This is a genomic window from Flavobacterium sp. (assembly GCF_043773265.1).
Lineage (GTDB): Bacteria > Bacteroidota > Bacteroidia > Flavobacteriales > Flavobacteriaceae > Flavobacterium.
This window is the reverse complement of the sequence record NZ_JAYVFH010000123.1, coordinates 1-11,168: the sequence shown is the minus strand read 5'-3', so window position 1 is coordinate 11,168 and position 11,168 is coordinate 1. Positions and strand designations below refer to the sequence as shown.

The 11,168-nt window shown below is 28.2% G+C and carries 12 protein-coding genes, 1 pseudogene and 1 riboswitch; of the genes and pseudogenes, 6 read left to right on the top strand and 7 right to left on the bottom strand.

Annotation, left to right across the window (positions count from 1 at the left end):
- Nucleotides 1-40 precede the first annotated feature (40 nt).
- The 3 genes and pseudogenes from ACH2BO_RS06685 to ACH2BO_RS06675 all read right to left on the bottom strand — a co-directional run bounded on the left by ACH2BO_RS06685 (nucleotide 41) and on the right by ACH2BO_RS06675 (nucleotide 1,972).
- Nucleotides 41-232 carry a hypothetical protein gene (locus ACH2BO_RS06685; RefSeq protein WP_395043978.1) on the bottom strand — a complete coding sequence of 64 codons (192 nt, stop codon included), beginning with the start codon at nucleotides 230-232 and terminating at the stop codon, nucleotides 41-43.
- Between the two features lie 31 nt (nucleotides 233-263).
- A pseudogene (gene rmuC, locus ACH2BO_RS06680) lies at nucleotides 264-1,644 on the bottom strand (DNA recombination protein RmuC).
- Between the two features lie 52 nt (nucleotides 1,645-1,696).
- Complete coding sequence (locus ACH2BO_RS06675) at nucleotides 1,697-1,972, bottom strand: hypothetical protein (protein WP_395043977.1); 276 nt, start codon at nucleotides 1,970-1,972, stop codon at nucleotides 1,697-1,699.
- A 158-nt stretch (nucleotides 1,973-2,130) separates the two neighbouring features.
- On the opposite strand from ACH2BO_RS06675, the gene ACH2BO_RS06670 reads away from it, so the two are divergent.
- The 5 genes from ACH2BO_RS06670 (at nucleotide 2,131) to ACH2BO_RS06650 (ending at nucleotide 5,402) form a co-directional block, all read left to right on the top strand.
- Nucleotides 2,131-2,703 carry a pseudouridine synthase gene (locus tag ACH2BO_RS06670; RefSeq protein ID WP_395043976.1) on the top strand — a complete coding sequence of 191 codons (573 nt, stop codon included), beginning with the start codon at nucleotides 2,131-2,133 and terminating at the stop codon, nucleotides 2,701-2,703.
- 64 nt (nucleotides 2,704-2,767) lie between these two features.
- On the top strand, nucleotides 2,768-2,938 hold the full coding sequence (locus tag ACH2BO_RS06665; RefSeq protein WP_395043975.1) for a hypothetical protein: 171 nt from the start codon (nucleotides 2,768-2,770) through the stop codon (nucleotides 2,936-2,938).
- Nucleotides 2,928-3,299 (top strand): type II toxin-antitoxin system VapC family toxin, encoded by a 372-nt coding sequence (locus tag ACH2BO_RS06660; RefSeq protein ID WP_395043974.1) that lies wholly within the window; start codon nucleotides 2,928-2,930, stop codon nucleotides 3,297-3,299. Before ACH2BO_RS06665 ends, ACH2BO_RS06660 begins: the two co-directional genes overlap by 11 nt.
- Nucleotides 3,300-3,749: a tRNA (cytidine(34)-2'-O)-methyltransferase gene (locus ACH2BO_RS06655; RefSeq protein WP_395043973.1), complete on the top strand. Its 450-nt coding sequence runs from the start codon at nucleotides 3,300-3,302 to the stop codon at nucleotides 3,747-3,749.
- Between the two features lie 39 nt (nucleotides 3,750-3,788).
- Entirely contained in the window at nucleotides 3,789-5,402 is a 1,614-nt protein-coding gene (locus tag ACH2BO_RS06650; RefSeq protein ID WP_395043972.1) for a class I SAM-dependent methyltransferase, read from the top strand.
- On the opposite strand, the gene ACH2BO_RS06645 is transcribed toward ACH2BO_RS06650, so the two are convergent.
- From ACH2BO_RS06645 to ACH2BO_RS06630, 4 genes are all read right to left on the bottom strand, one after another.
- On the bottom strand, nucleotides 5,395-6,183 hold the full coding sequence (locus ACH2BO_RS06645; protein WP_395043971.1) for an ABC transporter ATP-binding protein: 789 nt from the start codon (nucleotides 6,181-6,183) through the stop codon (nucleotides 5,395-5,397). The genes ACH2BO_RS06650 and ACH2BO_RS06645 overlap by 8 nt on opposite strands.
- 9 nt (nucleotides 6,184-6,192) lie before the next feature.
- Nucleotides 6,193-6,633, bottom strand: a complete 441-nt coding sequence (locus ACH2BO_RS06640; RefSeq protein ID WP_395043970.1) for a hypothetical protein — start codon at nucleotides 6,631-6,633, stop codon at nucleotides 6,193-6,195.
- A 14-nt stretch (nucleotides 6,634-6,647) separates the two neighbouring features.
- Complete coding sequence (locus ACH2BO_RS06635) at nucleotides 6,648-7,673, bottom strand: iron chelate uptake ABC transporter family permease subunit (RefSeq protein WP_395043969.1); 1,026 nt, start codon at nucleotides 7,671-7,673, stop codon at nucleotides 6,648-6,650.
- A 143-nt stretch (nucleotides 7,674-7,816) separates the two neighbouring features.
- Complete coding sequence (locus tag ACH2BO_RS06630; protein ID WP_395043968.1) at nucleotides 7,817-8,953, bottom strand: ABC transporter substrate-binding protein; 1,137 nt, start codon at nucleotides 8,951-8,953, stop codon at nucleotides 7,817-7,819.
- Between the two features lie 38 nt (nucleotides 8,954-8,991).
- Nucleotides 8,992-9,227: riboswitch (cobalamin riboswitch) on the top strand.
- A gap of 76 nt (nucleotides 9,228-9,303) precedes the next feature.
- Between ACH2BO_RS06630 and ACH2BO_RS06625 the strand changes: the two genes are divergently transcribed.
- On the top strand, nucleotides 9,304-11,168 hold a 1,865-nt coding region (locus tag ACH2BO_RS06625), incomplete at its 3' end, for a TonB-dependent receptor plug domain-containing protein (protein ID WP_395043967.1).

Sequence of the window (11,168 nt, the reverse complement as noted above, 5' to 3'; positions counted from 1 at the left end):
CGGCTCTTGAGGTCGCGCGCCAGGGACATGCCCATCGCATTCAACGCGGCCTTGCAGAAATTCCTTGACTAATTTCGCCTTCCCAAGTTTTAAAAACATATCCTTTATGACTAAATTTGATTAATTCACCAGTTCTAATTCCCTCGCTAAAAGTAGCATAATATAAAGCTGCAATGTAGGCGGAAGCTGCTAATACAACGGCTAATATTCCATACACTAAAATTTTTCGCATTATAGTCATATTGTTCGGTTTTTAACCTGAGTTAATTATCAGATTCGGTTAGTAATTCTTCGTTATTTTCTGCTCTTTTTAAAATGGCTTCTGGCAAAGCTTTTTTCGCTTTAGCCCCCATTTTTCTTTAACTTTTCGGCACTTGTTACTAAATTTCCTTTTCCTTCAGTCAACTTATTCATAGCTGAAGAATATTCTACTTTAGCTTCATCCATTTTCTTTCCAATCTTAATCAAATCGGAAACAAAACCTTCAAATTTATCATATAATGCTCCAGCTTGTCGAGCAATTTCCAAAGCATTTTCTTGTTGTTTTTGATTTGCCCACATACTATCAATTGTTCGCAAAGTAGCAAGTAATGTTGACGGTGTAACAATAACAATATTTTTTTCAAATGCTTTGTTATACAAGCTAGTATCTTCATTTAAAGCAATTGCAAAAGCTGATTCTATTGGAATAAATAGCAATACAAAATCTGGACTTTCCATTTGATATAAATCCTGATAATTCTTGTTGCCCAATTGTTCTACATGACGGTTTATAGAAACTACATGTTCTTTTAAATGTTGTGATTTTATAACATCATCATCTTCGTTTATAAATCGTTCATAAGCTGTTAAAGTAACTTTAGAATCTACAATCATTTTCTTCCCATCCGGTAGATTAATAATTACATCGGGAAAAACTCTATTTCCATCTTCGGTAATAAAACTTTGTTGCACAAAATATTCTCTATCTTTTTCTAATCCAGATTTTTCTAATACTCTTTCTAAAATAAGTTCACCCCAATTTCCTTGCATTTTGCTATCGCCTTTTAATGCTTTAGTAAGATTTAGAGTTTCTTTGCTCATTTGTTCGTTCATTTCGCGCAAACCTATTATTTGCTGACGTAATGCTGCATGATAATCTATACTTTCTTTGTGTGTATCTTCTACTTTTTTTTCAAAAAGCTGAATTTTATCTTGCAATGGCGAAAGAATATTTTTAAGATTTTCTTTATTTTGTTCTGTAAATTTATTGGTTTTTTCTTCTAGAATTTTGTTGGCTAAATTTTCAAATTCTTTGGTGAATTTTTCTTGTAGTTGCTCAACTTCTTGCTTTTGTTCTTTATTGCGTTCCCAAAGATTTTCAAAATCGGTTTCTTTCTTAGTAAGTTGAATTGCCAACGAATCTTTTTCAGCTCGAATGGTTTCTTTCTCTGAATTTGAATTTGCTAATAATTTTTCGTAGTCGTTTTTATCTATTAACGATTGCTCTTTTTGTTGATTTATGTTAGTATATAATCCGTTTATTTTTTCTTCAAGCGAAGCTTTTTCTGTTTTAGAATTGGCAGAAAACAATAATTTTCCAAAATAAATCCCTAGGATTATTCCAATGATAAAAATTAAAACAGTTAGAATTGTGACATCCATAAATTACTTTTTTTAGGAAAGTAAATATAGAAAAAACTATTAACTAAAATAATTAATCATGTATCCATGTAAAAAATTTTTCAAATTCTTGATTTTTAATTCTTCTATCTGAATAACTATTATAATTTAAGGTTCTGTTTTTTTTCTTATTATTTATTAATTGATATAAAATTAATATACTTACAACTAAACAAATAAGAACTATTAATATTAATAAAGTCATGAAAATTAGATCATTAATTCCAGCAGTTGAACTAATGATTTTTACTAATGCATAAACAGAAGCTATTAATATTGCACTAGAAATAAATAAAGTGATTTTTTTCATGATAGTAAAGTTTTAATTTAAATGTTAAAATTATAACTATTTTAATGATGAAATTTATATAATTTTAACTTTTTATTATATAATTTCAAGAATATTTTTATTGAATATCTTGCCTTTCTTTAGTTTAAAAAAGCTATAATTGTGGTTTATAAAAAAACATGTCAGTTCATCAACATTTTATTATTTTTAAACCATTTGGTTACTTATCACAATTTATTTATGAGCTAAAACGTAAAAAAAAATTGTTAGGAGAATTATATGATTTTCCTATTGGTACAATGGCAATTGGAAGATTGGATGAAGATTCAGAAGGATTGCTTTTACTTACAACCGATGGAATGATGAGCGAAATTGTTAGAAGTAAAAAAATAGAAAAAGAATATTATGTTCAAGTAGACGGAATAATAAATCAAGAAGCAATTGAGAAATTAAAAAATGGAGTAGAAATTGGTTTTGACGGAAAAAAATACATTACAAAAAAATGTGAAGCATCAATTTTAGAAATGATTCCAGAATTTGGAGAACGCGCAAAAAAAATTCGTGATGATCGTCACGGACCAACTTCTTGGTTGTCAATAACCATTAATGAAGGCAAGTTTCGACAGGTTAGAAAAATGACATCCGCTGTTGGGTTTCCAACATTAAGATTAGTAAGAGTGCGAATTGGAAATATATATTTGAATGATTTAAAAGCTGGCGAAGTTTTGAAAGTAGATATAATAAGTGTATAAAATTGAGCAACTTTTAATATTAACTATAAAAATAATAATTACATTTGATTAAATATTTTTTATTATGACAATAATTATCAATAAAAACACTAGCAAAAAAGAGTTCGAAAAAAAACTAAATTCAATTCAAAAAACTAAAAAAAGTAAAGGAATAGATTTGACAAAGCATATAGGTGTAATAAAACTTAATAAAGATGCACTAGAAATTCAAAAAGAATTGAGAAGTGAGTGGTAATAAAATAGTTTTAGATACCAATATAGTACTTTATTTACTTGATGGAGATAAAGAATTGTTTTCTATTTTAAATGGATTGGAACTGTTTGTTTCAATAATTACTGAAATTGAACTTCTTGGTTATAATGGTTTGTCAAGAAATGATAAAAACAAGATAAATCTTTTCTTATCAGAATGTACCATTATAACTTTAAATAATGAAATTAAAGAAGCTTGTATTAATATTAAGCAAAAAAATAAAGCAAAAACACCAGATGCAATTGTTGCAGCAACTTCATTATTTCTTCAAATACCTTTAATAACTTCTGATAAAGGTTTCGAAAAAATTGATGATTTAGATTTATTTTTATATCAATTATAAATGTTAAATATAGTTTTAGTAGAACCAGAAATACCAAATAATACTGGAAACATTGGTCGTTTGTGTGTTGGAACCCAAAGTAAATTGCATTTAATTCATCCGTTTGGATTTGTAATTAATGATAAAAACTTGAAACGTTCTGGTCTTGATTATTGGGTGCATCTTGATGTTACCGAATATCAAAATGTTGAACAATGGAGTTCAAAAGTTTTAGATAAATCAAGAGTTTTCTTGATGAGTTCACATGCTAAAAAAACAATTTACGAAAATGATTTTAAAGATGGTGATTGGTTGGTTTTTGGTAAAGAAAGTGTTGGTTTGAGTCAAGAAATTTTAGACCAATTTGAGAATCATTTAACTATTCCAATGTCTAATTTAATTAGAAGTTTCAACATTGCAAATTCTGTGGCTTTTGTAGTTGGAGAAGCTAAAAGACAAATTGGTAAATAGGTTTTTATATATTTACTTAAATTTTATATCAAATTTTATATGCTAACTGATAAATCTCAATTACGAAGTATTATTTTCAACCATCTAGATGGTTTAGCAACAGCACCAGTTGCAGTAGCATTGAATAAAAAAGGAGTGTTAGCTTATTTGCTAGAAAAAACTCAAGTTAGTTTAGATGAGCTAACCACTAAATTTAATGCCAACGAAGGTTATCTTAACGTTGGTTTGCGAATTTTAGCTTCACAAGGTTTTATTGATTATCACATTAATAATGCTACTCAAGAAATTAAAGTTTCTGTAAATCAGAAAAGCAAAACCGCTTTTTCTTTATTTTATTTGTATGAAGACGTGGTTGATTTACTTCATTTTTCAACACAATTTCATCCTCGACTTTTTGAAGAAGAGCCGTTTAATAAACTGAATGTTATTTTTGAAAAATACAAAATTAATTACGAAATTACTTTTTCAGAAGATAAATTAACAAATGAAATTCAGAATCAAATTTTAAAACATATAGAAGGTTATTTAGTTGGACCAACATTAGTTCGACTAGGAATGAATGGAATGTTTCACAAGTATTTTATGGAAATTTCTTTTCGACCAGAAGAGTTTCATAAATCGCCTGAATTATTTGTAAAAATTTTAGATTTCCTTACATTTTTAGGATGGTTTGTTGAAAAAAATGGAAATTATCAATTTACAGAAACTGGATTATTTTTTGCCAAAAGAGCTTCTGCTTATGGTGTTACAGTTTCATATTTGCCAACTTTTGCCAAAATTGAAGAATTAGTATTTGGAAATCCATCAATTTTAAGAATGCAAGATAGTGGTTCAGATGAAATTCATGTAGATCGTGAAATGAATGTTTGGGGAAGTGGTGGAGCACACGATACTTATTTTAAAGTTGTTGACGAAATTCTAATAGATTTATTTAATCGTCCAATTGATGAACAACCAAAAGGAATTCTTGATATGGGTTGCGGAAACGGAGCTTTTTTGCAACATATTTTTGAAGTAATTGATAGACATACTTTGAGAGGAAAAATACTTGACGAATATCCATTATTTTTAGTTGGTGTCGATTATAATCAAGCTGCTTTAAAAGTTTCTCGTGCCAATTTGATAAAAGCTGATATTTGGGCTAAAGTAATTTGGGGTGATATTGGAAGACCAGATTTATTGGCAAATGATTTGAAAGAAAATTATGCAATTGATTTAAAAGATCTACTTAATGTAAGAACTTTTCTAGATCATAATAGAATGTGGGAAAATCCCAAAAAAATAACTAATAGAGTAAGTAATTCTAGTGGAGCATTTGCGCATAGAGGAAAACGAATTAATAATAATTTAGTTGAAGATAATTTATTTGAACATTTACAAAAATGGTCGCCTTATGTAGATAAATTTGGATTATTATTAATAGAATTGCATACTATTTCTCCAAAGCTAGCTTCATCTAATATTGGAAAATCGGCAGCAACAGCTTATGATGCAACACATGGTTTTTCTGATCAATATATAGTCGAAATTGATGTTTTTAACAAAGTAGCTTCAGAAGTTGGATTGTTTCCTGATAAAACTATTTTTAAACGATTTCCAGATGCTGATTATGCTACAGTAAGTATTAATTTGTTAAAAGGAAAAACTAATTAGTAACCACAAATTTACCTTTTTCATTATCAAAAGCAATATTTTCGTTTTTGAATAATGTTGTAAAAATTCCATTTGAAATTAATTTATATGGTTCATCTTGAATAATTTCGTCTTGTGTCATCACAATCATTTGATCACTTAATTGTATTGCCAAATCTATATCGTGAGTAGAAAACAAAATGCATTTATTGGTTTCTTGTGCTAGTTTTTTTAAGAGTTTAAAAACCGAAACTTTATGCAATAAATCTAAATGTGTTGTTGGTTCATCTAATATAATTAACTGTGTGTCTTGTGCCAAAGCTCTTGCAATTAATACTTTTTGTAATTGTCCATCACTAATTTCAGAATGTTTTTTGGATACTAAATGCTCAATTTCAACCTGTTTAATAGCTTGGTTTATTTTGTTAAAATCATCATCAGATAATTTTCCTAACCAATTAGTATAAGGTTGTCTTCCCAACGCAATTAATTCAAAAACTGTCAAGTTGCTTGGAGGCAATTTTTCTGTTAAAACAACACTTAAATTTTTTGCCAATTCAATCGAGTGATAATTTTCAATATCTTTTTCATTAAGAAATACATTTCCGGAGATTGGTTTTTGAATTCCGCAAAGTGTTCTTATTAATGTAGATTTTCCAATTCCATTTGCTCCAACAATGCTTATTAATTTACCAATCTCTAAAGTAAGATTTAAATTTTTTGCAATAACAATTTCATCCTTCTTGGTTTTATAACCAATAGTTATGTTTGAACAAGAAAGAATGTTTTTGTTATTATTCAAATGGTTTTTCTAATTAATTACTAATGAATATGTTTTTTGAGTAGTATCATTTCCGAAGCATATTCTATTATCATCTTGATAAAATCCACCATTTGAATCATAATAACTTGGCGGATCAATGGTTAAGATTATTTTTATAGAATAAGTTCCAGAAGTAGTTGGCGTACCTTGAAAGTGAATGTTTCTTCCAACGATATTATAATTCATTCCTGTTGGAAGATTTCCTTCAACTGTTATAAAATAACCATAAGCATCATCATTGGAATCATTTTTTACACTTGCAGTAATTGTATCATTATAATAATTTCCTGTGCCACCAACTGCTAAATTTTTATTTGTTAATTGAGGAGAAGCACTTGCAATACAATCAAATAACTCTTCGCAACTAGATAAAGTAAAAAGCGGAAGTAGAATAAATAGCGTTACAATTATAGATTTAATTTTTTTCATATTTCTAATAATAATTAAAATAACCTTTCCTTTTTTAGTAATAACCAAATTACAACTGGTGCGCCAACTATTGATGTAATTGCATTAATTGGTAATGTAAAATCCATACCTGGCATTTGAGAAATCATATCGCAAAATAACATAATTATTGCACCAATTAGTAGCGTTCCAAAAAATAATATTTTATGATTACTGGTTTGAAAAAGCAACTTTGCCAAATGTGGAACTGCCAAACCAATAAAAGCAATTGGACCAGAAAAAGCAGTTATACTTCCGGCAAGTATACTCGTTGCAATAATTATTGTAAGTCGCGATTTCTTTATATTTAAACCTAAACTTCTTGCATAATTTTCTCCAAGTAAAAAAGCATCCAATGATTTTATAGAAAATAAACTAATCAATAATCCTATAAATACAGAAATTGATAAGATAATTATATTATTCCAAGATAAATTCCCAATGCTTCCCATACTCCAAAAAGTGAATTTTTGTAATTGTTCGGCACTACTAAAATAAGTTAGAATTGATACAAAAGCACTTGCAAAACTACCAAACATTAATCCTACAATTAAAATTGTAGCTGTATCTCGAAGTTTATTTGAAACCAACAATACTAAAAGTAAAACAAAAAAACTTCCTAAACATGATGCCAAAATTATTCCGTATTGTGAGAGTAAAATTTCAGAGAAAAATGTTGGTAAAGTGCTTGCTCCAAGAATAACTAAGGCAACTCCAATGCTTGAACCCGAACTTAATCCTAAAACATATGGTCCAGCAAGTGGATTTCTAAATAGTGTTTGCATTAATAATCCAGATGTTGATAATCCTATTCCAACTAAAATTGCAGTAATTGCTTTGGGTAATCTAAAATTTATTATAATATATTCCCAAGTTTCTTTATTGGCAGAAACTCCAAATAAACTTTTAAATACTTCTTTTATTGGAATTGCAACTTGACCAAACGAAATATTAAACAGCAATACCATTAACAAAGTCAATGATAAAACGCAGAATAAAATAGAATTTCTATTTTTGAACATTTATTTATTTATTTGTCATTCCGAGGAACGAGGAATCTCATAATGTGATTTCTCCCAAAAGGTCGAAATGACAAAGTTAGTATAAAATTAGTGCAATCTAAACACAATTTATTCGTGCAAATTTGTGTAATTCGTGGTGAAAACTATTTCAACTTTTCAAAAAAGAAAGGTTTATAACCAATTAATAAATTTGGATGCATAATTTTCACTAAATCTTTCAACACAATATCGGGTCTATTTGGAGCCAATTCATAATATAAAATACCTCCAGTTTTTCCTTTTTTGCCACTAAAAGAGTAAATATTTTTAGTAGTAAATGCTTTAAATTGTGAATAATGAGGATTAGAATTTGTCATTTCGGCTAAAGTTGCAAATTGTCCAGAAGTTATCCAAATATCGGCTTGTTTTGCTTTTTCTAAAACCGTTTCAAATGATAATGATAAACTTCCAGTTCCTTTAGTTTCTTGCCATAAATAATTTCCGTTGGCTTGATTTAATAATTGACAACCCCAACTTGTTCCTCTTGGTAGATACCATTTATCTTCATACATATCTCCAGCCAAAATAGTTGGTTTTTGGATGTCTAATTTTGCAATTTCGATAGTTTTTAAATAATCATTTTCTATTTTAGAAAAGATAGAATTGGCTTCTTTTTGTTTTCCAAATAAAGCTCCAAAAAACTTAATCCATTCGGCTTTTCCTAGCGGAGTTTCCTCGTTCCAATCGCCATTTAACATAACTTTCAAACCGCTTTTTTGTAAATTTTCAAAAGTTGGATTGTTGTTGTCAATTCCATAACCAATAATGACTTCGGGTTGTAAATCAAGTAAAACTTCGGTGTTTAATGATTGATTGTTTCCTAATTCTTTTACTTTTTTAGCATCAATTAGAACTCGAACTTTTTCTGATGATATATAATTTAAATTCGGAAAACCAACTAATGAATTTTCTTCATTTAACATTTCTAACGAAGGAATATGAGTAGTTGAGGTTACTACAATTTTTTTTATTGGAATGTTAATTGTCATTAATTTTTTTAAAGAATCTGGAATAATTCCGGTTGCTTCTTTAAGAATATAAGAATATGATTTGTTGGCTCTTGGCCAAGGATTTTTGACTGTTACAATAGAATATCCATTCTTGTTTTCTATTGTAAAACCTTTGGCGTATTTAATTGTGTTTTCGTTTTCAATTTCGTTAGGCGAAGCATTAGTTTGTTTGCATTGAAAGCAAGTTAACATCACAAAAAGTAATAACAAATAGCGAAATATGATTTTCATCGAATAATTTTTTTACAAAAATAGGATATTTTAAAGTACTTTTGCACTCGTATTTTGGTTGTTATTTTGCAAAAGCAAAAAAACATTAAAAGGGAATTTGGTCACAAATAATAATAATTTTTATTTATTTTAATCCAAAGCTGTACCCGCAACTGTATGCTAATTAGCTTGTTGTTATCTACAAAGTCACTGAGATTACTAAATTTTTTAGTTCCTTGGGAAGGCAAACAACAAGACGCAAGCCAGGAAACCTGCCACATACATTGAGTATCAAACTTTCGGGAAAAAAGGTTTGGGTATGGGTAATTCTATGCTTTTCTCCCATTTATGGAACCATTTTTAATAAAAAAATGAACAAAAAATTAATTTGTATTAGTGCAATTTTTGCATTAATAACTGCTTGTGGTTATTCACAAGTAAAAGATTCTACAAAGGTAAATCAACTTGATGAAGTTGTTATTTCGGACACGAAATTTGCCTTGAGCAAAGAAAAATCCGGAAAGGTAATTACCAAAATTTCGCATGATGAACTTCTAAAAAAGCAAGGACAATCGCTTGCAAATATTCTATCTACAGTTGCTGGTGTTGAAATTAATGGAAACCAATCTGCCAACGGAAAAAATCTTGGATATTATATTCGAGGCGGAAAAAACCAACAAGTATTAATTTTGATAGATGGAAATCCTGTAACCGATGCTTCTGTAATTTCATTTGAATATGATTTGCGATTAATAGCAATTGACCAAATAGAAAGTATAGAAATTATGAAAGGTGCAGCAAGTGCGCTTTATGGTTCTGGTGCTGCAACAGCAGTTATTAATATTACTTTAAAAACATCTGGAAAAAAAACAATTCAAGGTAGTACTTACTTAAATATTGGTTCAAACAATACTGTAAATGATTCTAAAATAAATGGTCAAGATTTTAATCAAGGTATTTCTATAAATGGAACTTTAGAAAAAGTAAATTATCTAGCTTCGTTCAATAGTTCAGAAACAACAGGAATGTCACAAATTGCTGCACCAATAAATGTTGATTATGAAAATGATCGATTTTCTAGACAAAACAGTATGATTAAAATAGGAGTGAAGCCAAGTGAAAAACTGACTTTAGATTTCTTTGGAAACTATGACAGAATAAAAAACAACTACGATTTTACTTTTGACAATACAGGTTTTAATGATACTGATGTAAATGTTTCAAAATCTAAACAATTTCGTTTTGGATTTTCTCCAAAATATAAATATAAAAAAGGAGAACTTATTTTTAATTCAAGTCTTATAAAGTTAACTCGCGATTATAATGAGTTTAATTCTTTTTCTAATACAATTGATTATTCACTTTATGAATCTAGAAGTACCAATCTAGATTTGCATAATAAATATCAAATAAATAAAAGTTTTTTTATCATCGGTGGAGCAAATTATCAATTTCATGATATGCAAAGTAAAACTCCTTATGATAACATTTCAAAAGAGAACACTAAGTTCAACATGATTGATCCTTATGCTACTTTTGTTTACAATTCTGATTTTGGTTTTAATTTAAATCTTGGAACACGATTGAATGTTCATAGTCAATATGGAAATTACTTTGTTTATAATATTAATCCATCGTTTAATTTTGGAAAAGATATTCCTGTAAAAATTATAACTTCGTTAAGCACAGCTTATGTAACACCAAGTTTATATCAATTGTATTCACAATACGGAAACACAACATTAACACCTGAAGAAAACACTACTGTTGAAGCTGGATTTGAAGTTTCATTATTGGATAAAAAATTAATTATAAATGCAGTTACATTTTTTAGAGAGCAAGAAAATTCTTTTGGATTTTTCTTCGATTCTATAACTTTTGATGCATATTATATTAATATTGAAGGAAAAAATAAAGCCAAAGGAGTTGAAACTGAATTGAATTATCAAATAAATAAAAAATTAAAATTCAATTCTAATTATACTTTCACACAAGTTGATGAAGCATTGAATCGATTGATTGCAAAGCACAAAGTAAATGCTTCATTAGATTTTTCTGCAACCAAGAAAATGTTTATTACTTTAAATTATCAATATGTTGATGGTAGACAAGATGAATTTTTTGACGGAAACACTTTTGGAACAATCCTAACAAAATTAGACGGATACAAATTGGTAAATTCTTCAATAAAATATGAACTAATAAAAAACAGAATGACAGTTTTTGGTTGTGTTAC